Here is a 21213-nt window from a genome sequence, read left to right as displayed (position 1 = left end):
CCTCAGCCGATGGTCAACAGGGTGTCGCCAACGGTCACCGCATCGCCGACCTTGACATTGACCGAGCCGACCACGCCCGACTTGAACGCGCGGATGTCGGTTTCCATCTTCATGGCTTCCAGCACCATGACGAGGTCGCCCTCCTCCACCTGTTCACCTGGCTGCACCAGCACCTTGAAGATGTTGCCGGCCAGCGGCGCCGCCTGCGGATCGCCGCCGCCCACCGCCGGTGCCGCCGCTGGCGCCGGTGCCGCTGCGGCGTCGCCCAGCTGCTTGATACCGGTGATGTCACCTCCATCAGCGACCTGAACCACGAAGTCCTTGCCGTTGACCGTGACGGTGTAGACTTCCGGTTCGCCTGGCTTGGCGCTGACGGGTGCCGATTCCTTGCCGGTCGGTACGGGTTCGAAGGCCGCCGGGTTGCCGCGGTTCTCCAGGAACTTCAGGCCGATCTGCGGGAACAACGCATAGGTCAGTACGTCGTCAATGTCGTGCTCGGCCAGCTTGATGCCTTTTTCCGCCGCCAGATTGCGCAGCTCGATAGTCAGCCGATCCAGTTCCGGTTCGAGCAGGTCCGCCGGACGGCAGGTAATCGCCTCCGCACCCGCCAACACCCGTGCCTGCAGCTCGGTATTGAAGGGAGCCGGGGCGGCGCCGTATTCGCCCTTGAGCACGCCGGCGGTTTCCTTGGTGATGGACTTGTAGCGCTCGCCGGTCAGCACGTTGATCACCGCCTGGGTGCCAACGATCTGCGAGGTGGGGGTAACCAGGGGAATGAAGCCCAGGTCTTCACGTACCCGCGGGATTTCCGCCAACACCTCATCAAACTTCTCGCCAGCGCCCTGCTCTTTCAGCTGGCTTTCCATGTTGGTCAGCATGCCGCCCGGCACCTGGGCGACCAGGATGCGTGAATCCACGCCCTTGAGATTGCCCTCGAACTTGGCGTACTTCTTCCGTACTTCACGGAAATAGGCGGCGACTTCTTCCAGCAGCTCCAGGTTCAGGCCGGTATCCCGTGGCGTGTTCTGGAAAATCGCCACGACCGACTCGGTCGGTGAGTGACCATAGGTCATGGACATCGAGGAGATCGCCGTATCGACATTGTCGATACCCGCCTCCGCCGCCTTGAGAATGGCTGCAGTGGACAGCCCCGCAGTGGCGTGGCACTGCATATGGATGGGGATGCTCAGGGTCTGCTTGAGGCGGGTGACCAGTTCGAAGGCCACGTAGGGATTCAGAATACCAGCCATGTCCTTGATGGCCAGGGACTCGGCACCCATGTCCTCGATCTGCTTGGCCAGATCAACCCACATCTCCAGGGTGTGCACCGGGCTGGTGGTATAGGAAATGGTGCCCTGGGCATGCTTGCCGACCTGGCGCACGGCCTTGAGGGCGGTCTCCAGGTTACGCGGGTCATTCATTGCGTCGAAGACGCGGAACACGTCGACGCCATTGACCGCAGCGCGCTCGACGAACTTCTCCACCACGTCGTCGGCATAGTGCCGGTAGCCCAGCAGGTTCTGGCCACGCAGCAGCATCTGCTGGCGGGTGTTGGGCATGGCCTTCTTCAGTGCACGGATGCGCTCCCACGGGTCTTCACCCAGATAGCGGATACAGGCGTCGAAGGTTGCGCCACCCCAGGATTCGACCGACCAGAAGCCGACCTGATCCAGCTTGCCGGCGATCGGCAGCATGTCTTCGAGGCGCATGCGGGTTGCGAGGATAGATTGATGCGCGTCGCGCAGGATGACGTCGGTAATACCTAATGGCTGGTTTTTCAGGTCGGTCATAAACTTATGGCCTTTATTTTGTAATTTGTTCTGGGTGAGCTTTTCAGCCGCGGCGGCGGGCGCGGTGTTGACTCACCGCAGCGCCGATCACGGCAAGTAATTCGGCATCCACAGGCTGCGAGCCGGAGCTGGCTGCGGCCACACGCTTGGGTTTGGCAATTACCGGGGCAGCATCGGGGAAGAAACGATTGATGATGAAGGACATCAGGTTGATCAAGCCAACCAGCATCATCAGAAAGACAAATACCGTGCCCAGCCCCATGAACATCAGCTCAACGCCTTCCATTACCAGGTCGGAAGAGGTCATTATTTTTTGTGTCTCCATTAAAAAAGCGCACCACTTGAGTGGACGCGCTTCTTGAGGAAAGACGGAACGAGACGCCATTCCGTCGCGTCAAAGCGGGAGTAATGTAGCCTGATGTGACATTGTTGGCAATCAATGCGACATGGGGAAAGCCTGCTGCGCTATAGCAGGAACAGGCTGGCCAGGCCGAGGAAAATGAAAAAACCGCCGCTGTCGGTGATGGCGGTGATCAGCACACTGCCACCCAGCGCGGGGTCGCCGCCGGTGCGCAACCTGGCCAGGGGAATCACCACGCCCATCAGCGCAGCCAACAGCATATTCAGCAGCATTGCCGCCATCAGTACCGCCGACAGGGCCGGATTGCCGTAGAGAAAATAGGCAATGACCGCCAGTACCAGCCCCCAGAACAGGCCATTGATCATGGCCACCCCGGTTTCCTTGCGCAGCAGTCGCTTGCCATGGGCAACCTGGACCTGGCCGGTGGCGATGCCGCGGACGATCATGGTGATGGTCTGGTTGCCGGAGTTGCCGCCGATGCCAGCGACGATGGGCATCAATGCCGCCAGGGCGACCAGTTGCTCGATTGCGCCCTCAAACAGGCCAATCACCCGGGAAGCAATCAGCGCGGTGCAGAGATTGACCGCCAGCCAGGCCCAGCGGTTACGTACCGACTTCCAGACCGAGGCGAAGATGTCCTCTTCCTCCCGCAGCCCCACGGAATTGAGGGCTTCGGTTTCGCTTTCCTCGCGGATGTAGTCCAGCACTTCATCAACGGTCAGCCGGCCGCAGAGGATGCCATCGGCAGCCACCACCGGTGCGGTCACCAGGTCGTAGCGCTCGAAGGCCTGGGCCGCCTCGCTGGCATGGGCCTGGGGGTCGAAGGTCACCGGGTCGGTGGCCATCACCTCCGCCACCAGCGCATCCGGCGAACTGACCAGCAGCTTCTTGACCGGCAGCACACCCTGCAGGCGGCCGTCATTGTCGACAACGAAGAGCTTGTCGGTATGGTCGGGGAGCGTGTCGAAGCGGCGCAGGTAGCGACTGACGACCTCCAGGGTGACGTCATCGCGGATGGTCACCATGTCGAAGTCCATCAGCGCCCCGACCTGGTCCTCATCATAGGACAACGCCGAGCGCAGCCGCTCGCGCTGCTGGGCATCGAGCATATCCATCAGCTCGCGCACCACGTCCCGCGGCAGGTCCGGCGCCAGGTCTGCCAGCTCATCAGCATCCAGCATATTGGCTGCGGCGATGATCTCCTGATTGTCCATGTCGTCAATCAGGATCTCGCGCACCGCATCCGAGACTTCCAGCAGGATTTCACCGTCGCGGTCATATTTGACCAGCTGCCAGACGGCCAGACGTTCGGTCAGGGGCAGGGATTCGAGGATATAGGCGACGTCCGCCGGGTGCAGCTCATCCAGCCAGCGCTGCAGTTCGAGCTGATCCTGCTGCAGGTCAGCATCGGCCAGCAGCGCCGTGCGGCGGTGCTTGTCTTCATGTGCGAGAACATCAGCCAGGCCGTTGCGTTCCAGCAGCTGCAGAACCTGCTCGACCCGGTCCTGCAGACGCTCCGGGGATTTTCCGTGTTGCTCAGACATGGTGCGTCCTCCGACAAGACAAGCTCAGCGCAGCCGTAACGGCATGACGATAATCCTGTGGTCAATTCTGGCAGGCTTTTGCGCAGCCAGGATGACTGCAGATGCGGGACGAAAAAAAACCCACTGGATGTCCAGTGGGTTTCTTCGTTTGGCGCACTCGGGAGGATTCGAACCTCCGACCGCTCGGTTCGTAGCCGAGTACTCTATCCAGCTGAGCTACGAGTGCGTTGTTGGTGCGTATTATATAGGCTTTCAACTCCCTGTCAACTGTTTTTTTCTTTTAATTTCAAGAACTTAACAATTGACAACCTAGATAACACAAAAGTGGCGGAGAGGGAGGGATTCGAACCCTCGACACCCTTTTGAGGTGTACTCCCTTAGCAGGGGAGCGCCTTCGGCCTCTCGGCCACCTCTCCGTAACACGCGCAGAATATTAACTGCGCGGCTGCGCTAATGCAATGAAAAATTTAAGAAAATTAATCATTTGATGCTTCGTCTTTTTCCTTCTGGATGCGCTGGTAGATTTCTTCACGGTGTACAGCCACTTCTTTCGGGGCGTTGACGCCGATACGTACCTGATTCCCCTTCACGCCCAGGACCGTAACCGTCACTTCATCACCTACCATCAGGGTCTCACCAACCCGTCGAGTCAAAATAAGCATTCCATTTCTCCTTGCTCAATAATCAGGACACAGCTCTGCGATAAAACCGATTGTTATGTGTCAGCCGTCAAGCTTGCATGAATGTGACCACATCCGGCACCGAGCGTTCGATACCTGAGCCACTTCATATGGGCCGGCCTGCCCAGGCGGGCACGGCGCCCCGGAAAACCATGCCCAGCGGGGGCGATATCGCCCCGTGAGTGCTCAGATATGGTCGCTATCCTGCTCAGGGGCGTCCAGCTCGAAGGCCGAGTGGAGCGCGCGCACGGCAAGCTCGAGGTACTTCTCGTCGATGACAACGGAAATCTTGATTTCCGAGGTGGAGATCATGAGGATGTTGATGCCGTGGTTAGAGAGCGCTTCGAACATCTTGCTGGCCACGCCCGCATGGGAGCGCATGCCGACACCGACAATGGACACCTTGGCGATGGCATTGTCTCCGGCCACTTCACGCGCGCCGATCTCGGTGGCCACCTTGCGCAGTACCTCTTCGGTGCGACGCTGGTCGTTGCGGTTGACCGTGAAAGTGAAGTCGGTGGTCTGATCCTTGGACACGTTCTGCACGATCATGTCGATTTCGATATTGGCCGCGCTGACCGGGCCGAGGATCTTGAAGGCCACGCCGGGGGTATCCGGCACACCACGGATGGTCAGTTTGGCTTCATCACGATTGAACGCTATGCCGGAGATGACGGGCTGTTCCATTGACAGATCTTCCTCAAGGGTAATCAGGGTCCCGGGACCCTCTTTGAAACTGTGCAACACACGCAGTGGCACGTTGTATTTGCCGGCGAACTCGACCGCACGGATCTGCAGCACCTTGGAGCCCAGGCTGGCCATCTCGAGCATTTCCTCGAAGGTGACCTTTTCCAGGCGGCGCGCACTGTCGACCACCCGTGGATCAGTGGTGTAGACGCCATCCACATCGGTGTAGATCTGGCACTCGTCCGCCTTCAGCGCCGCCGCCAGGGCCACGCCTGTGGTGTCGGAGCCGCCCCGCCCGAGGGTAGTGATATTGCCCTGCGGATCCATGCCCTGGAAGCCAGCAACAATCACCACCTTGCCCGCGTCCAGCTCACCACGCAATCTGGCTTCATCTATATGCTGGATGCGTGCCTTGCCGAAGGAGCTATCGGTCTCGATGCGCACCTGGGCGCCGGTATAGGAGACGGCGGGGACACCAATGGACTTGAGCTTCATGGCCAGCAGGCCGATGGTGACCTGTTCACCGGTGGAGAGGATCACGTCCAGCTCCCGCGGGTCGGGCTCGGCGCAGATATCCTTGGCCAGACCGATCAGACGGTTGGTCTCCCCGCTCATGGCGGAGACCACGATAACCAGATCATGGCCCTGGGCCTTGAAACCCTTGATTTTCTCGGCCACCTGGGCAATGCGCTCCACACTGCCGACCGAGGTACCCCCAAACTTCTGGACAATAAGTGCCATTTGTTGCACCAACTCCCATGCGAAATCGGTTATCCCGACCATTGTGTCGATCCACCACCGTGGACCGACCCCTGTTCATTTCACTGCTGCTGCGCTATCCACTCGGCAGCGCTGGCCAGGGCGCTATCCAGCGCCGCGACGTCAGTACCACCACCCTGGGCCATGTCTGGGCGGCCGCCGCCCTTGCCACCCACCGCCTGCGCGGTGTTGCGGATCAGGTCGCCCGCCTTGACGCGGGCCGCCAGGTCCTTGGTCACCCCGGCGACCAGCACGACCTTGCCGTCCAGCTCGCCACCCAGCAGGATGACCGCCGAGCCCAGCTTGTTCTTCAACTGGTCGATCAGCGCCAGCAGGGCCTTGCCGTCCAGTCCGTCAAGGCGCTTGACCAGCACAGTCATGCCGCCCAACTGCTGCGCCTCGCCCGCCAGGTCGTTACCCGCAGCGGTGGCGGCCTTGGCCTTGAGCTGCTCCAGATCCTTCTCCAGCTGGCGGTTGCGATCGACGACCGCCGCCAGCTTCTCCAGCAGATTGTCCCGGGACCCCTTGACCAACTGGGCAGCCTGCCGCAGTTGCTCTTCCGATTCGTTGACCCAGTCCAGCGCCGCCTGGCCGGTAATCGCTTCGATGCGCCGCACGCCGGAGGCAATGCCACCTTCGGCGGTGATGCGGAACAGGCCGATGTCGCCGGTACGCTCGACGTGGGTGCCGCCACACAGCTCAACGGAGAAGCCGCCGCCCATGCTCAGGACGCGGACCTGGTCGCCGTATTTCTCACCAAACAGCGCCATGGCGCCCTTGGCCTTGGCGGTCTCGATGTCGGTGACTTCGATTTCCACCGCGGTGTTGGCGCGGATCTGGTCATTGACGATGCGTTCCAGCTCACGCAGCTGCTCGGGGCGGATGGCCTCGAAGTGGCTGAAGTCAAAGCGCAGGCGCTGACTGTCAACCAGCGACCCCTTCTGCTGGACGTGCTCGCCCAGCACCTGGCGCAGCGCGGCATGCAGCAGGTGTGTGGCCGAGTGATTGCCCTTGGTCGCAGCGCGCACATTGTCGTCAACCACGGCGCGGATGGTCGTGCCACTGTTCAGGCTGCCGCTGCTCACCACCCCGTGGTGCAGGTGGGCACCGCCGGCCTTGGTGGTATCGCGCACGTCGAAACGCACGCCGGCGCTTTCCAGGTAGCCGGTATCCCCGATCTGGCCGCCGGATTCGGCATAGAAGGGGGTGCGGTCGAGTATCACCACGCCTGCCTCACCTTCGCGCAGCGTGTCGACCCGTACGCCCTCGCGATACAGGGCCAGGATTTGCGCCGAGCCCACGGTCGCGGTGTAGCCCTCGAATTGGGTCTGCCCCTCGATCTTGACCAGCTGGTTATAGTCCACACCGAACTGGCTGGCCGACCGGGCGCGCTCGCGCTGGGCCGCCATGGCGGTCTCGAAGCCGGCTTCGTCGATGGTCAGGTTGCGCTCGCGGGCGATATCGCCCGTCAGGTCCATGGGGAAGCCGTAGGTGTCGTACAGTTTGAATACCACGTCACCGGGAATCTCGCTGCCCTTGAGCTCCGCCAGATCCTGCTCGAGGATGCGCAGGCCCTGTTCCAGGGTCTTGGCAAACTGCTCTTCTTCGGTCTTGAGCACCCGCTCGATGTGCGCCTGCTGGGTTTTCAGTTCCGGGAAGGCATCGCCCATCTCGGCGACCAGGGCCGCGACGATACGATGGAAGAAGGTGCCGGTGGCGCCCAGCTTGTTGCCGTGCCGGCAGGCACGGCGGATGATGCGACGCAGCACGTAGCCGCGGCCCTCGTTGGACGGCAGCACGCCGTCGGCGATCAGGAAACCGCAGGAACGGATATGGTCGGCGACCACCTTCAACGACGCCTGGCCCTCGTTGGCGCAGCCAATGGCCTGGGCCGCCGCATTGAGCAGGCTCTGGAACAGGTCGATCTCGTAGTTGGAGTTCACATGTTGCAGCACCGCGCTGATGCGTTCCAGGCCCATGCCGGTATCGACACTGGGGGCCGGCAGCGGATGCATCACGCCGTCGGCGGTGCGGTTGAACTGCATGAAGACGTTGTTCCAGATCTCGATGTAGCGATCACCATCCTCTTCCGGGCTGCCGGGCGGGCCGCCCCAGATGTGCTCGCCGTGGTCGAAGAAGATCTCGGTGCAGGGACCGCAGGGGCCGGTATCACCCATGGCCCAGAAGTTGTCGGAGGCATAGGGCGCACCCTTGTTGTCGCCGATACGCACCATCCGCTCGGCGGGCACACCCACTTCCTGCGTCCAGATGTCATAGGCTTCGTCGTCGCTGGCATAGACGGTAACCCAGAGCTTGTCCGCGGGCAGGCCCAGCCATTTGTCCGAGGTCAGGAATTCCCAGGCATAGTGGATCGCGTCACGCTTGAAGTAATCGCCGAAACTGAAGTTACCCAGCATCTCGAAGAAGGTGTGGTGCCGCGCCGTGTAGCCGACGTTCTCCAGATCGTTGTGCTTGCCACCGGCGCGCACGCACTTCTGGCTGCTCGTCGCGCGGGTATAGGCCCGCTTTTCCAGTCCCAGGAAACAGTCCTTGAACTGGTTCATGCCGGCATTGGTAAACAGCAGCGTCGGATCGTTATCCGGCACCAGCGAACTGGAGGCTACTCGGGTATGGCCCTTTTCTTCAAAGAAGCGAAGGAAAGCTTCACGGATCTCAGCGCTTTTCATAGGTCTCTTTATCACAGATCAGGTCGCCGGGCTCGCGCCGGGCAGGATTCGACATTATATAGGCATCGCAAGATAGCATGCATCATGCGGCCCGTGCGTTTCTGTCTATCGAGGCAATAACTTCAGGCCACGGCGCGCTCAGGGCGCGGCGGCATAGGGATCGGCCAGGCCATCGCCGCCCACCAGCGCGACCGCCCGCACCGGGGTGCCGGCGCGCAGACGCAGCAGCTCGGCGGTCTCGGCCGCGACCACCAGGGTGCCGGCGGCAATCCGGCCCGCGGCGGCGGTGATGCGGCAGTGCTGCCGTTCGCGGTTGTGCACCAGATAGGTCTGGGCCTCGTCCCCCGGGGTACCGATAGCCAGTACCAGCCGCTGGCTGTCATGGATGCTGCGCACCTGGCTGGGCGGCGCCTCCAGGGTGATGCCGCCGTCGAAGATATCGATATAGCCCTGGTAGGCCAGCCCTTCCTCGGCGAGCATCGCCAGGGCCGGCTCGGAATCGGGATGCACGCGGGCGATGGCGTCCCGTGCTTCCTGACTGAGGAAACAGGTATACAGCGGGAATTTGGGCATCATCTCGGCGATGAAGGCCTTGCTGCCGGTACCGGTCAGGTAATCCGCGCGGGCAAAATCCATGCGGAAGAAGTGTCGACCGAGACTGTCCCAGAACGGCGAGCGCCCCTGGCGGTCGGACAGGCCGCGGATTTCGGCTATGATCCGCGAGGCAAAATCATCGGCGAATTCCGCCATATGGATGAACCGCGCCTTGGACAGCAGGCGCCCATTGAGACTGTGGCGATGGGACTCGCGCAGATACAGCGAGCACAGCGCCGTGGCGCCGGTCAGGTCGTTGTTGAGAAACAGCGTCGGCTGGCGGCGATAGACGTTCAGTTCCCGGCTGGCAGTCACGGTCAGCCCGACCCGGTAACTGTACCAGGGCTCACGCATGCCCGCGCCGGCCACCATGCCGCTGGTACCCACAACCTGTCCCTGCGGGTCTTCCAGCACAAACAGGTAGTCGGCGTCCTCGGGCGTCAGCTCCCCGGCAAAGCTTGCCGCGACCGTCTGCAGGCGTCGCTGCAGCCGCTCCTCGCTGGCCGGCAGACTGGTCATCCCCGACCCTACGCCCAACGCCAGCTCCAGCAGAGCGGCCAGGTCGTTCATCTGCGCTGCGCGCACCAGCATGTCAGTCCCCTCCAATCAATCTGAGCGTGTCACCCTCCACCACCTTGAGCAATCCGGCCAGGGCTGTATCCAGCACCAGCGGCTCCCCCGGATGCCAAGCCAGCGGTGCCAGGCAGGCGCGAAAGTCGCGCACCTTCTCGTTGGCCACCAGCCAGGTACCGGTGGCCGCACCCGGCTCGCCGATATGCACCGTGGCCACTTCGCTGCAGCGCACCGAGATCAGCTCGGCGGTCTTGGCCTGCACCACCGGACCACCGTCGAAGATATCCACGTAGTTATCGGTCTCGAAACCCTCGGCCATGAGGATGTCGTACACCAACTGGGAAGCCGGGCGCACTTGCCCGATCACCTCCTGGGTAGCATCCGGCAGCATCGGGACATAGATGGGATAACCGGGCATCAGCTCCGCCAGCAGGCTGCGGCCGTGGCTACTGCCCAGGCGTTCGGCCTCCCGGTAATCGACGTCGAAAAAATGCCGACACAGGCCATCCCAGAACGGCGAGTTACCTTCTTCGTCGCAGACCCCGGAGATCTCCACCGCGGTGGACTCGGCAAAACGCTGCGGGTGCGAGGCCATGAACAGCAGGCGGCCGCAGGCGTTGAGCTTGAGCGCGGGATACAACCCCTTCCAGGGCGTATCCAGATAGAAGCCGGTGAGCAGGCTGTGGCCGGTCAGGTCATGGCAGAGCGACAGCACATGCATGCGGTTCTGCAATCCCAGCTCCCGGGAGGCGTGCATGAAGATGTCGTTACGGAAGGTATGGAACGGCTGGCTGAAACCGGCCGCCGACATGATGCTGCTGCAGCCGGCCAGCCGCCCACTCTTCGGGTCTTCAAGCACGAAGAAGTAACGCTCCTCGCCGGTGAAGGTGACCGTCTCATCCGTTGCCGCCTCACTGCCTTCGATGATCGCCGACAGCTGCTCGCTGTCCGCCGGCAGGGAGGTGATGCCTACCGGGCTGTCGATGGCCAGCCGCTGGATTTCCGGCAGGTCCGCGAGGGTGCACAGGCGCTGGATGAGCATGGCCGTTCTCCGCGTTATCCAACCAGCCGCAACAGCGCCGAGCGCAGCCGCCCGAGGCCCTCACGGATATCCGCTTCGGGGATGATCAGACTCGGCGCCAGCCGTACCACATCAGGTCCGGCCTGGAGCACCAGCAGTCCCTCCTCCTGCGCCAGGCGCATGAGTTGACCGGCCTGGCCCCGCCAGCGCTCGGCCAACACCGCACCGATCAGCAGGCCCTGGCCGCGCACCTCGGAGAACACCCCGAGCTCATCGGCCAGCTGCCGCAGGCCGGCGGTCAACAGATTGCGCCGCTCCCCGACCCCGTCCAGCACCTGGGGCGTATTGATGATATCCAGGACCTTTTCCGCTACGGCGCAACCCAGCGGGTTGCCGCCATAGGTGCTGCCATGAGTGCCGACGGCCAGGGCCGGCGCAACGCGATCGGTGGTCAGCATGGCCGCAATCGGAAAGCCCCCGCCAATGCCCTTGGCACTGGTCAGGATGTCCGGTGCGACGCCGCTATGCATATAGGCGTACAGCTTGCCGGTCCGCCCCATGCCGCTCTGCACCTCGTCGAAGATCAGCAGGGCATTGTGCTTGTCGCACAGCGCCCGGACCGCCTGCAGATACTCCACCGAGGCCGGAATGACCCCGCCCTCGCCCTGCACCGGCTCGACCACTACCGCGCAGGTGCGCTCGGAGATCTGCGCCTCCAGTGCGGCGATGTCGTTATAGGGGACGTGGCTGATACCGCTGATCGCCGGCCCGAACCCCTGGGAGTACTTGGGCTGGCCGCCCACGCTGACGGTGAACAGGGTGCGGCCATGGAAACTGTTGCTGCAGGCAATGATCTCGTGTTTCTCCGGACCGACCTGGTCATGGGCCCAGCGCCGCGCCAGCTTGAATGCCGCCTCGTTGGCCTCGGCCCCGGAGTTGACGAACAGCACCTTGTCGGCAAAGGTCGCCGCCACCAGCTTGGCGGCCAGGCGCAGCGCCGGCTCGTTGGTCATGATGTTCGACACATGCCAGAGCTTCTGCGCCTGCTCTACTAACGCTTCAACCACCTGCGGATGGGCGTGACCCAGGGAGTTCACCGCGATGCCACCCGCCAGATCGATGTATTCGCGGCCCTGCTGATCCCACAATCGCGACCCGTCGCCACGCACCGGGATCATGTCCACGGGGGCGTAATTGGGCACCATCAACCGATCGAAATCGGCGCGATTGACCTGCATTGACTGCGACATTCCGGTAACTCTCCTGTGTTCGCCCTGGCGGGCGGATAATGTATAGGGCCTGGCCAGCTCGCCGTCTACAGGCTGGCCCGGCCGTCCTGCGCCTGCTGGGCGCGGTATTGGTTGCGATCTTCCCGCGGGGTCACGCCGAAACAGTTGCGATAGGCGCTGGAAAAATGCGGACCCGATGAGAAGCCGCAGGACAGGCCGATCTGGATGATCGACTTGCTGGTCTGCTGCAGCATCTGCCGCGCGCGATTCAGGCGCAGCTCCAGATAATACTGCGACGGCACGCTGTTCAGGTACTGCTTGAAGATCCGCTCCAGTTGGCGCCGGGACACGCAGACGTGCCGGGCGATCTCATCGGTCGTGAGCGGCTCCTCGATATTCGACTCCATCAGAATCACCGCCTGGGTGAGCTTCGGATGGGTACTGCCCAACCGGTTGCGCAGCGGCACCCGCTGCTGCTCGCTGCCATCCCGGACCCGCTCGACGTTCAGATCCTCGGCAACCAGGGCCGCCAGGTCGGCGCCGTGGTGCTCGCCCACCAGGGTCAGGAACAGATCAGTGATGGCGCAGCCGCTGCTGCTCAGCCGGCCCTCGTCCTGCTCGAACAGCCGAGTGCCGGCCTGCACCGCGGGGAAGCGCTCACGAAACTCCTCAAGCATGCGCCAGTGCACGGCGCAGCGATGGCCATCCAGCAGCCCGGCCATGGCCAGGGGGAATACGCCCTCCTCCAGGCCACCGAGGTGGACACCTTCGCGGGCCAGGGAGCGCAGCTGCAGGACCATCGTCGGGCTCATGGACACCGGCAGTCGCTCGGCGTCGGCCACCAGCCACAGATGGGACAGGGCCTCGGCACCCTCCCAGCGTCGCGCCGGCAGTTGCCAGCCCTCGGGTGACAGGATCGGCTCGTCGTCGAGGGTAAAGCAGTCGATCAGGTAGAGGCCGGTTTCGGCCATGCGATTGGCCGAACGCAGCACCGCCAGCGCGGGCATGAGGATCGCCGGATGACAGCCAGGCCAAACGAGGAACGCCATACGACGTGCTTCAGCAGCATTCATCAACCCGCTTGCGGCAGTGGACACGCCCATGTTCCCGTCTGGTCCCGGTCAGAATTCAGTGCTGCATTGTGCCACATGCCGCAGAGCTTGACACCGCAGGAGCAAATCGGAACGACAAAAAAGGGAGACGCTGGCGCGCCTCCCCGGGGTACCGCGTGCAAAAGTGTCAGTTGCCCGAGGCGGAGAGCTTTTTCACAGCCAGGCGCACCATCTCGTCGTAGATCAGCTGCGGCTGGGCCTGCTTGACGGCCCAGGCCTCACGGCCCTTGTCATGGGGCAGGATCATGAAGGTGCCGGCCTCGCTTTCGCGGTAGATCAGGTCGGCGATGTCCGCCGCGGAAATGGGCGAGCTTTCCAGCAACTTGGCAATATCATCCCGGGACTCGCTGTCCGGGCCGCGGAAGGAACTCAGCAGATTGGTCTGGAAGAACGACGGGCAGACCACGTTGACCTTGATGCCACGGGGCTGCAGTTCGCACAGCAGGCTTTCCGACAGCGCCACCACCCCGGCCTTGGCCACGTTGTAGTTGCTCATGCCTGGCGCCTGCATCAGCGCCGCCATGGAGGCGATATTGATGATCCGGCCATTGCCCTGGGTCAGCAGCATGGGCACGAATGCCTTGCAGCCCTTGACCACGCCCATGAGGTTAATGCTGATCTGCCATTCCCAGTCCTCCAGCGACAGCTCCTCGAACCAGCCGCCAGACGCCACGCCGGCGTTGTTGATCAGCACATCCACACCCTGCATCAACTCCTCGCAGCTCTGGGCCAGGGCCGCCAGCTGGCTGTAGTCGCGCACATCGCAGCGCCGGGTGAAACCACTACCGCCCGCCGCCTCAACCAACCGCAGGGTCTCGCCCAGGCCGGACTCCTGGATGTCCGCCAGTGCCAGTCGCGCCCCCTCCCGCGCGTAACGCACCGCCAGCTCACGACCCAGCCCGCTACCCGCCCCCGTAACCACCACCCGCAAACCTGTCTTCTGCATACCGCCTCCGTAAACCCATGCTGTCGAGCCAATTTACGATTTTGTATCAACTCGACTATTTTCGCAGTCTAGCGGGGCCAGCAATCGGAGAGGAGTGGAAATCACCAAAATCACTGTCACGAATGGAGTCAACTCAACGTCGAGGTGGTGACCCTTCGGCATCCTGGTGGTTGCGCCGATAGACCTCCTCGCCCATGGCCTGGATCTGCCCTTCGATCAGCGCGTCAAAGGGCTTGAGCAGATCGTGAAAATCGCCGTCGGGCTCGATCAGCTGCAGCGCCGCGACGCCCGCTTCAATGGTGGACAGCGCGCCGGCAGCCGGCGCCTTGCGTAACCGGTAGCGACTTTCCAGGCCCGCCGGCAACGCCACCTGGGGCAACTGCTGCAGCAGCGGGCTCAGGTGCAGCAGCTTGCGGGCCTTGCGCCAGGTGCCGTCAAGCAGCACCAGTTGGCGGGGCCGCGGATCATCTGCGGCGGGCGCCACCAGCGGCACCTGCGGCCCGGGAAACAGCAATTCCGTCCGCCAGGCCGGGTTGCCCAGCCGCAGCTGCCACTTCTCCGGCAGTTGCTCCGCCACCACCAGCTCCCCATTGCGCAGGCCCGCCACCAGCAGGCGGGCGGTATTCAGCGCGTGGCGGCGTTCGTCCGGGTGCTGGATCACGATAATAGTGGTCCGTGGCGCGAGATCCGGCACCAGGTGACACAGGCACAGCTCGACCGGGCGCGCGCACTGCGGGCAACGGGCACGGGGAACGGGCGCACTGGGCGGCGAGGGCAGATTGGACATGGTGTGGCTCGGTACGGGATGGACCGGTCAGTCTACCGGATGCCTGCCACCCACCGCAGCAGCGAGGACACTGCCCAGGGGCAAAAAAAAGCGGTTACCCAAAGGGTAACCGCGAAGGCCTTGCGAGCCATGCACATTGAGGAACCCGAAAGAGTCCCGCGCAGAGGGGGCTGCGCTTTCGAGCTCCGGCAATTCCAGGGGTGAATCAGGGAATCTTTTTGCTGGTCTTGCGCGCATCCTGGTAGATGAATACGCCAACCCCGGCGAGGAACACGACCATCAGGCCCACTGTCAATAAACCGGCAATCACTGCATCATCGATAAACATGAGCTTTCTCCGCATCCATGTATGTCTGTCTATGATTGCAGAATACCCATGAGGATCATCAGGGTACTTGACCGAGGTCAAGTAAATAGCCGTTTTCAGCGCTTTTTCGGTTTTTTCGGTTTTTTCTTGCCACTGCGCTTTGGCTTGGCGGGCAATGGCAGGGCTTTTTCGAAGGCGGCGCGCACCTGCAGGAGGCGGGCTTCGTGGATATCATGCAGCCGGCTGCGCCGTGCTTCGGCAAGATCGATAACCGGGGCAGACTGTGGCTGTTCGGGCATGGGGGGCTCCTGGGGCAAGCGGCAAGCCTACCATCGCCTCAGGCCCGGATGTCAACCAGCAGCCCCTTGCGCGGCAGATCTGGCGCGCCGACTTCGGTTGGCTCGGTAGCGGCAGGCGGCTCATGGGCGGTCTGCAGATCGGCCGACTGCTCTGCGGCGCGATGCTGATGCTCGTGGCCGCCGTGCCCGTCCCTGTCGTCCGTCGGCAATCCCGAAAGCGGATCGCCGGGCACGCCGTCGATCGCCCCCGGCCGTAGCTGGCGGTCGGTCTTGAGACGTTCCTGTTGAACGCCGGGGGCGGGAACACCGGGAATGAGCATGGCTTTACCTGTAAAGGGTGATATCGAGCAGCATGGTAGCTAGCTTATCGACCGTCAAACGCCGCCTTTGATCCCCGAACTGCGACCGGCGTCACAGAACCGACTTTTTCTGCCGGGGCAGGCGGATCCGCCAGTGACTATCCCGCTTTGCTATCAGCGGTTTGTGAGCACTCCCGGATCAGGTAACATATGCGCCCTTTACGCATGGGCAGGAGTGAGGCATGACAGTATTTACCCCGGGGCAACGCTGGGTCAGTGACAGCGAATCGGAACTGGGACTGGGTACCGTGTTATCACAGGATGGCCGGCTGGTCGTGATCCTCTTCCCGGCGAGCGGCGAAACCCGCCATTACGCCATGCGCAATGCCCCCTTGACCCGCGTACGGTTCAGCCCGGGCGACAGTATCACCCACCACGAAGGCTGGAGCCTGACGGTCAGCGATGTGACCGAGCAGGATGGGCTGTTGCATTATCGCGGACTGCGGGACGATGGCAGCAATGCCGACTTTGCCGAAACCATGCTGGACAACTTCATCCAGTTCCGCCTGGCCAGCGACCGGCTGTTTGCCAGCCAGATCGACCCCCTGCCCTGGTTTGGCCTGCGCTATGAAAGTCTGCGCCATTATTGCCGCATCCAGCGTTCCCCACTGCTGGGCCTGGCGGGTGTCCGCACCCAGCCGATCGCCCACCAGTTGCATATCGCCAGGGACGTGGCTGACCGGGTCGCGCCCCGCGTACTGCTGGCGGACGAAGTGGGCCTGGGCAAGACCATCGAGGCCGGCCTGGTCATCCACCGCCAGATCCAGACCGGGCGGGTACGCCGGGTACTGATCGTGGTACCGGAGAACCTCCAGCACCAGTGGCTGGTGGAAATGCTGCGGCGCTTCAACCTGCGCTTTGCCCTGTTCAACCAGGAACGCTGCGATGGGGCCGAACAGAACCCCTTCGAGGAAGAACAGCTGGCGCTGGTATCACTGGAATTCCTGCTGGCCAATGACAAGGCCGAGCAGTGGCTGCACGCCAGCGACTGGGACCTGCTGGTGGTCGACGAAGCCCACCATCTGGTCTGGCATGAGGAGGCGGCCAGCCCGGAATACACCCTGGTGGAACAGCTCGCCGGCCAGATTCCCGCCGTGCTGCTGCTGACCGCCACGCCGGAACAGTTGGGCCAGGCCAGTCACTTCGCCCGCCTGCGCCTGCTGGACCCGGACCGCTTCCATGACCTTGAGGCGTTCCGCGCCGAAACCCTGCGCTACCAGCCGGTTGCCGAAGCGGTGCAGCAACTGCTCGACACCCCGGCCCTGGCGCCAGAACACCGCGAGGCCATCAGCCAGTGGCTCGGCGACAGCGCCGACAGCCTGCTGGATGCCGTGCAGGCCGGCGGCGAGACCGCCACCGAGGCCCGCCGCAGCCTGATCCGCCAGTTGCTCGATCGCCATGGCACCGGCCGGGTGCTCTACCGTAATACCCGCGCGGTAATCAGCGGCTTCCCCGAGCGCGAGCTGCATGCCTACCCGCTGCCCTGCCCCGCCCTGTACGACGAGCTGCAAGGCCGCGCGACGCTGTATCCCGAGGTTGGCCTGCAGGATGAGTTCGAGCCGGCGGAAACCGCCTGGTGGCAGGACGACCCGCGGGTCGACTGGCTGATCGACACCCTGAAATCCCTGAAGCAGCACAAGGTGCTGGTGATTTGCGCCCACGCCGAAACGGCGCTGGACGTGAACGACGCCCTGCGCATCCGCAGCGGCATCCCCGCCACCGTGTTCCACCAGGGCATGAGCATCATCGAGCGTGACCGCGCCGCTGCGTTCTTCGCCGATGAGGAATTCGGCGCCCAGGTGATGATCTGCTCGGAAATAGGCAGCGAGGGCCGCAACTTCCAGTTCGCCCACCACCTGGTGATGTTCGACCTGCCGGCGCATCCCGATCTGCTGGAGCAGCGCATCGGCCGCCTCGACCGTATTGGTCAGAAGCACACCATCGAGCTGCATGTACCCTACCTGGAAGGGACCGCCCAGGAGCGCCTGTTCCAGTGGTACGACCAGGGGCTGAACGCCTTCCGCGCCACCTGCCCCACCGGCAACGCCCTGCAGCAGCAATACGGCGACGCCCTGGAGCAGCAACTGGAGCAACCGCAGGAGCAAGAGTGGCAGACCTTGATCGCCGAGGCGCAGCAGACCCGCAACGCGCTGGAGGCCGAGCTGCACAACGGCCGCGACCGCCTGCTGGAACTGCATTCGCGCGGGCATACCGGCGAGGCGCAACGTCTGATCGAGACCATCGAGCGACAGGACCAGGACTTCCAGCTGCCTATCTATATGGAGCGGCTCTTCGATGTATTCGGTATCGACAGCGAAGACCACTCCGATAATGCCCTGGTGCTGCGCCCCGGTGAGCGCATGCTCGACGCAGGCTTCCCCCTGGGGGACGACGAGGGGGTGACCATCACCTACGACCGCGACACGGCCCTGTCCCGCGAGGACATGCAGTTCATCACCTGGGAGCATCCGATGCTACAGGGCGGCATGGACCTGGTGCTGTCCGGCAGTATGGGCAACAGCTCGGTGGCGCTGCTGAAGAACAAGGCGCTGAAGCCCGGCACCATGTTGCTCGAGTGCCTGTTCGTCAGCGAGGCCATCGCTCCGCGGGCGCTGCAGCTGCAACGCTATCTGCCGCCGACCCCGGTGCGCTGCCTGTTGGATATCAATGGCAACGACCTGGCCGCCAAGGTGGCCTTCGAAACCCTGGAAGCGCAGATCGATGGGCTGCCCAAGCATCTGGCCAGCAAGATCGCCAAGAGTCAGCGCGACGAGGTTGAACGTCTGCTGGACCGCGCCGAAGCCCTGGCTGACATCCAGCATGCCGAGTTGGTGGAACAGGCATCGACCCGCTTCACCACCGACCTGGACGAGGAAATCAACCGCCTCAAGGCACTGCAACAGGTCAACCCGCTGGTGCGCCAGAGCGAGATCGACGCCCTGGAGCAGCAACGCCGGCGTGGGGTTGAGGTACTGCACCAGGCGAAGATCCGACTGGACGCGCTGCGTATCCTGGTGGTGGGCTAAGCTCCGCGGTAATCTGCCACCGCATCGCTTCAGTGCGGTGCGGCTCGGCGAACCGGGGCGTGCTCGTCAATCCCAGGACAGGCACATGACTCGCGCGAACGCCTGGGAGATTCGAGCACCAGCTCGTATCTTGCTGGCAGCGGCCGCGGTACTTATCCGGTAGCATTCGATCAGTGGCCGCAAGCCACCTGGCCGGGACCCAACGGCGGCGTCGCCAGCTTATCTAGCCTCGGCAAGCCCCAAAAACCGCCGCAGCTCTGGCGCCTGGGCCAGGGCATCACGGCGGCCCAGGGCGATCAACTCATTGCAGTATTCCGCCTCGAACAGCAGATAACTCAGCAGATCACTGCCCGAGCTGCGGGTCGCGCCGCTGCCCCGCAGGAACAGCCGCAAGCCGGCCGGCAACGCCGCGCGATGGCGCGCGGCGATCAGGTCCAGCGGTTCGCTGGGCGATACTACCTGCACCTCCACCTGGCGCACCCCATTGCCGCTGTTACGCAGGGCCGCTGGCTGGTAGGCCGCCAGGCGATTCATCCGCTCCAGCTGCTCCAGGTCGGTCTCCAGGTTGTCAATGAAGGTACTATGCAGAAGATGTCCGCCCAGCTGCGCCAGGCTGGGGGGCGGCGGCGTTGCCAGCCTCCCGCCCGGCTGTCCCGCATCCGGAGTCACGCCATGATGGGTAACGCCGATTACCAGCACCCGGTTCGCCCCCAGGTGCAGCGCCGGACTCAGCGGCGCCTGCTGCCGCACCGCCCCGTCGCCATACCAAGTGCGATTGAGCAGCACCGGCGGAAACAGCAGCGGTATCGCGGTCGAGGCCATCAGATGGTCCAGCCCCAACCGGGTCTGCACGCCAATGCGCCGGTGCCGCCGCCAGGGCGTGATCCGGTCGCGCCCCTGGTAGAAGTACACCGATTGCGATGCACGGTAATCGAAGGCGCTGACGGAGATGGCCCGCAGCTGCCCCGCCTGCAGTGCCTCTTCGATGCAGCCAAAGCGCATGCGCGCCGCCAATAACTGCCGCAGCGGCTGATTGTCCAGCAGCGCCGTGGTGCTCTCCCCGGCCACATTGCCCAGCAGGTTGGTCCGACTCCAGCGCCAGGCCTGGGCCACCAGCCCTGGCCAGTCGGTGCGCATGACGTGGTGACTGCGAAAGGCGGACCAGACCTCGAGCATGCTGTCGACCGCGGCGTGCAGGTTGCCCGCATGGGTCGCCAGCGCCAGGGCGTTGATCGCCCCGGCAGAGGTACCGCAGATGATCGGAAACAGGTTGGGAGTTGTGCGCGGCGTCAGTTCGGCGATCCCCGCCAGCACTCCGACCTGGTAGGCGGCACGGGCGCCACCGCCGGACAGAATCAGCGCCAGGCCATCATCCTTGTCTGGGCCTGTCGTTGCCATCAGCGTGGGCTCTTGCGTTTACGCCGCTTGCGCTCGCGCTCGGGATAGGGCCGCGGCTCGCCCTCCGGACGGGTCTTGAAGCGCCGGTGCACCCACATGTACTGCTCCGGTTGCTGGCGGATTTCCTGCTCGACCCACTGGTTGATGCGCAGGGCGTCCGCCTGCTCGTCGCCCTGGGGAAAGTCCTCCAGCGGCGGGTGCACGGTAAGCAGGTAACCCTGGGCGTCGGGCAGGCGGGTCTGGGTGAAGGGCACGACTTGAGCCTTGCCCAACCGGGCAAAGGTGGCGGTGGCGGTCACGGTCGCTGCCGGCACGCCGAACAGCGGCACGAACACGCTGGCCTTGCGTCCGTAATCCTGGTCCGGGGCATACCAGATGCCGCGCCCCTTGCGCAGCGACTTGAGCATGCTGCGCACATCCTCCCGCTCCACGGCAACCGCATCGGCATTGTGCCGTTCGCGCCCGCGCCGCTGTACATAGTCAAAGGCCGCATTCTTGTGCTCTCGGTACATGCCATCGATGGTCGCCCGCTGGCCGAGCAAGGCGGCGCCGATTTCCAGGGTAGTGAAATGCAGTGACATCAGCACCACGCCCTGCCCCGCCGCGGCCGCCCGCTGCAGGTGCTCCAGCCCCTCCACCCGCGCCAGCTTCGCCAGGCGCTGGGGCGGCCACCACCAGGCCATGGCCATCTCGAACAGGGCGATGCCATTGGAGGCGAAGTTTTCCCGCAGCACCCGGTTACGCTCGGCGGCGCTCCACTGCGGGAAGCACAGCTCCAGGTTGATCCGGGCAATCTCCCGGCGCTCGCGCATCAGGTGATACATTCCCCAGCCCACCAGCCGGCCCAGCTGCAGCAGCACCCGGTAGGGCAGGCGAATGACCAACCACAGCAGGCCCAGTCCGATCCACATGGGCCAGTAGCGGGGATGCAGCAACGCAGGTTTGAAGCCGGGACGAGTCATCAGGCAGCCATATTCCGAAAAAAACCCATTCTACCCAAGCCGTCGGTCGGATGGGAAACCGCAAGGGTTCAACGACCAGCAACCTGCCGCTG

The 21213-nt window shown here is 63.7% G+C and carries 18 protein-coding genes and 2 tRNA genes; 1 reads left to right on the top strand and 19 read right to left on the bottom strand.

Features of this window, described 5'->3' with window-relative positions; translation table 11 throughout:
- Positions 1-2: 2 nt before the first annotated feature.
- The 17 genes from oadA to VG99_RS12820 all read right to left on the bottom strand — a co-directional run bounded on the left by oadA (position 3) and on the right by VG99_RS12820 (position 15696).
- Positions 3-1790, bottom strand: a complete 1788-nt coding sequence (gene oadA, locus VG99_RS12905; RefSeq protein ID WP_044500563.1) for a sodium-extruding oxaloacetate decarboxylase subunit alpha — start codon at positions 1788-1790, stop codon at positions 3-5.
- 43 nt (positions 1791-1833) lie between these two features.
- Positions 1834-2097, bottom strand: coding sequence for an OadG family protein (locus VG99_RS12900; protein ID WP_044500561.1), 264 nt, complete (start codon positions 2095-2097; stop codon positions 1834-1836).
- A 158-nt stretch (positions 2098-2255) separates the two neighbouring features.
- Positions 2256-3695: a magnesium transporter gene (gene mgtE, locus VG99_RS12895; RefSeq protein WP_044500559.1), complete on the bottom strand. Its 1440-nt coding sequence runs from the start codon at positions 3693-3695 to the stop codon at positions 2256-2258.
- A gap of 149 nt (positions 3696-3844) precedes the next feature.
- Positions 3845-3921 (bottom strand) — tRNA-Arg (locus tag VG99_RS12890).
- Positions 3922-4020: 99 nt separating this feature from the next.
- Positions 4021-4111, bottom strand: a tRNA-Ser gene (locus VG99_RS12885).
- A 60-nt stretch (positions 4112-4171) separates the two neighbouring features.
- Complete coding sequence (gene csrA, locus VG99_RS12880; RefSeq protein WP_036990539.1) at positions 4172-4357, bottom strand: carbon storage regulator CsrA; 186 nt, start codon at positions 4355-4357, stop codon at positions 4172-4174.
- A gap of 204 nt (positions 4358-4561) precedes the next feature.
- The gene (locus VG99_RS12875; RefSeq protein ID WP_044501644.1) at positions 4562-5803 is read right to left on the bottom strand and encodes an aspartate kinase; all 1242 of its coding nucleotides are present in this window, start codon (positions 5801-5803) and stop codon (positions 4562-4564) included.
- Between the two features lie 80 nt (positions 5804-5883).
- On the bottom strand, positions 5884-8508 hold the full coding sequence (gene alaS, locus VG99_RS12870) for an alanine--tRNA ligase (protein WP_044500557.1): 2625 nt from the start codon (positions 8506-8508) through the stop codon (positions 5884-5886).
- 138 nt (positions 8509-8646) lie between these two features.
- On the bottom strand, positions 8647-9693 hold the full coding sequence (astA, locus tag VG99_RS12865; protein ID WP_044500550.1) for an arginine N-succinyltransferase: 1047 nt from the start codon (positions 9691-9693) through the stop codon (positions 8647-8649).
- A 1-nt stretch (position 9694) separates the two neighbouring features.
- Positions 9695-10717 (bottom strand): arginine N-succinyltransferase, encoded by a 1023-nt coding sequence (locus VG99_RS12860; protein WP_044500549.1) that lies wholly within the window; start codon positions 10715-10717, stop codon positions 9695-9697.
- A 14-nt stretch (positions 10718-10731) separates the two neighbouring features.
- Complete coding sequence (locus VG99_RS12855; RefSeq protein WP_044500547.1) at positions 10732-11946, bottom strand: aspartate aminotransferase family protein; 1215 nt, start codon at positions 11944-11946, stop codon at positions 10732-10734.
- Positions 11947-12011: 65 nt separating this feature from the next.
- The gene (locus VG99_RS12850; protein WP_044500544.1) at positions 12012-12998 is read right to left on the bottom strand and encodes a GlxA family transcriptional regulator; all 987 of its coding nucleotides are present in this window, start codon (positions 12996-12998) and stop codon (positions 12012-12014) included.
- A 166-nt stretch (positions 12999-13164) separates the two neighbouring features.
- Positions 13165-13983: an SDR family oxidoreductase gene (locus VG99_RS12845; protein WP_044500542.1), complete on the bottom strand. Its 819-nt coding sequence runs from the start codon at positions 13981-13983 to the stop codon at positions 13165-13167.
- A gap of 133 nt (positions 13984-14116) precedes the next feature.
- Entirely contained in the window at positions 14117-14770 is a 654-nt protein-coding gene (locus tag VG99_RS12840) for a tRNA-uridine aminocarboxypropyltransferase (protein WP_044500540.1), read from the bottom strand.
- 205 nt (positions 14771-14975) lie between these two features.
- Positions 14976-15098, bottom strand: a complete 123-nt coding sequence (gene ccoM / locus VG99_RS16385) for a cytochrome c oxidase subunit CcoM (RefSeq protein WP_044500537.1) — start codon at positions 15096-15098, stop codon at positions 14976-14978.
- Positions 15099-15193: 95 nt separating this feature from the next.
- Positions 15194-15376 (bottom strand): hypothetical protein, encoded by a 183-nt coding sequence (locus VG99_RS12825; protein WP_044500535.1) that lies wholly within the window; start codon positions 15374-15376, stop codon positions 15194-15196.
- A gap of 38 nt (positions 15377-15414) precedes the next feature.
- Positions 15415-15696: a hypothetical protein gene (locus VG99_RS12820; protein WP_044500533.1), complete on the bottom strand. Its 282-nt coding sequence runs from the start codon at positions 15694-15696 to the stop codon at positions 15415-15417.
- 221 nt (positions 15697-15917) lie between these two features.
- Between VG99_RS12820 and rapA the strand changes: the two genes are divergently transcribed.
- Positions 15918-18761: an RNA polymerase-associated protein RapA gene (gene rapA / locus VG99_RS12815; RefSeq protein WP_044500531.1), complete on the top strand. Its 2844-nt coding sequence runs from the start codon at positions 15918-15920 to the stop codon at positions 18759-18761.
- A 219-nt stretch (positions 18762-18980) separates the two neighbouring features.
- On the opposite strand, the gene VG99_RS12810 is transcribed toward rapA, so the two are convergent.
- Together VG99_RS12810 and VG99_RS12805 are read right to left on the bottom strand one after the other, a co-directional pair.
- The gene (locus VG99_RS12810; protein WP_044500528.1) at positions 18981-20159 is read right to left on the bottom strand and encodes a patatin-like phospholipase family protein; all 1179 of its coding nucleotides are present in this window, start codon (positions 20157-20159) and stop codon (positions 18981-18983) included.
- Positions 20159-21121, bottom strand: coding sequence for a lipid A biosynthesis lauroyl acyltransferase (locus tag VG99_RS12805; RefSeq protein WP_044500525.1), 963 nt, complete (start codon positions 21119-21121; stop codon positions 20159-20161). The genes VG99_RS12810 and VG99_RS12805 overlap by 1 nt, the downstream gene beginning before the upstream one ends.
- Positions 21122-21213 lie beyond the last annotated feature (92 nt).

The organism is Pseudomonas saudimassiliensis (genome assembly GCF_000939975.1).
GTDB classification, from domain to species: Bacteria; Pseudomonadota; Gammaproteobacteria; order Pseudomonadales; family Pseudomonadaceae; genus Halopseudomonas; species Halopseudomonas saudimassiliensis.
This window is presented reverse-complemented; position numbering and strand designations above follow the sequence as displayed.

Excerpts from the sequence above, each read along its gene's own strand:
- VG99_RS12850 (WP_044500544.1), bottom strand. The coding sequence starts at position 12,998 with ATGAATGCTGCTGAAGCACGTCGTATGGCGTTCCTCGTTTGGCCTGGC.
- VG99_RS12805 (WP_044500525.1), bottom strand. The coding sequence starts at position 21,121 with ATGACTCGTCCCGGCTTCAAACCTGCGTTGCTGCATCCCCGCTACTGG.
- mgtE (WP_044500559.1), bottom strand. The coding sequence starts at position 3,695 with ATGTCTGAGCAACACGGAAAATCCCCGGAGCGTCTGCAGGACCGGGTC.
- oadA (WP_044500563.1), bottom strand. The coding sequence starts at position 1,790 with ATGACCGACCTGAAAAACCAGCCATTAGGTATTACCGACGTCATCCTG.
- VG99_RS12840 (WP_044500540.1), bottom strand. The coding sequence starts at position 14,770 with ATGTCCAATCTGCCCTCGCCGCCCAGTGCGCCCGTTCCCCGTGCCCGT.
- VG99_RS12855 (WP_044500547.1), bottom strand. The coding sequence starts at position 11,946 with ATGTCGCAGTCAATGCAGGTCAATCGCGCCGATTTCGATCGGTTGATG.
- VG99_RS12845 (WP_044500542.1), bottom strand. The coding sequence starts at position 13,983 with ATGCAGAAGACAGGTTTGCGGGTGGTGGTTACGGGGGCGGGTAGCGGG.
- astA (WP_044500550.1), bottom strand. The coding sequence starts at position 9,693 with ATGCTGGTGCGCGCAGCGCAGATGAACGACCTGGCCGCTCTGCTGGAG.
- ccoM (WP_044500537.1), bottom strand. The coding sequence starts at position 15,098 with ATGTTTATCGATGATGCAGTGATTGCCGGTTTATTGACAGTGGGCCTG.
- alaS (WP_044500557.1), bottom strand. The coding sequence starts at position 8,508 with ATGAAAAGCGCTGAGATCCGTGAAGCTTTCCTTCGCTTCTTTGAAGAA.
- VG99_RS12825 (WP_044500535.1), bottom strand. The coding sequence starts at position 15,376 with ATGCCCGAACAGCCACAGTCTGCCCCGGTTATCGATCTTGCCGAAGCA.
- VG99_RS12820 (WP_044500533.1), bottom strand. The coding sequence starts at position 15,696 with ATGCTCATTCCCGGTGTTCCCGCCCCCGGCGTTCAACAGGAACGTCTC.
- VG99_RS12810 (WP_044500528.1), bottom strand. The coding sequence starts at position 20,159 with ATGGCAACGACAGGCCCAGACAAGGATGATGGCCTGGCGCTGATTCTG.
- VG99_RS12900 (WP_044500561.1), bottom strand. The coding sequence starts at position 2,097 with ATGACCTCTTCCGACCTGGTAATGGAAGGCGTTGAGCTGATGTTCATG.
- VG99_RS12860 (WP_044500549.1), bottom strand. The coding sequence starts at position 10,717 with ATGCTCATCCAGCGCCTGTGCACCCTCGCGGACCTGCCGGAAATCCAG.
- VG99_RS12875 (WP_044501644.1), bottom strand. The coding sequence starts at position 5,803 with ATGGCACTTATTGTCCAGAAGTTTGGGGGTACCTCGGTCGGCAGTGTG.
- csrA (WP_036990539.1), bottom strand. The coding sequence starts at position 4,357 with ATGCTTATTTTGACTCGACGGGTTGGTGAGACCCTGATGGTAGGTGAT.
- rapA (WP_044500531.1), top strand. The coding sequence starts at position 15,918 with ATGACAGTATTTACCCCGGGGCAACGCTGGGTCAGTGACAGCGAATCG.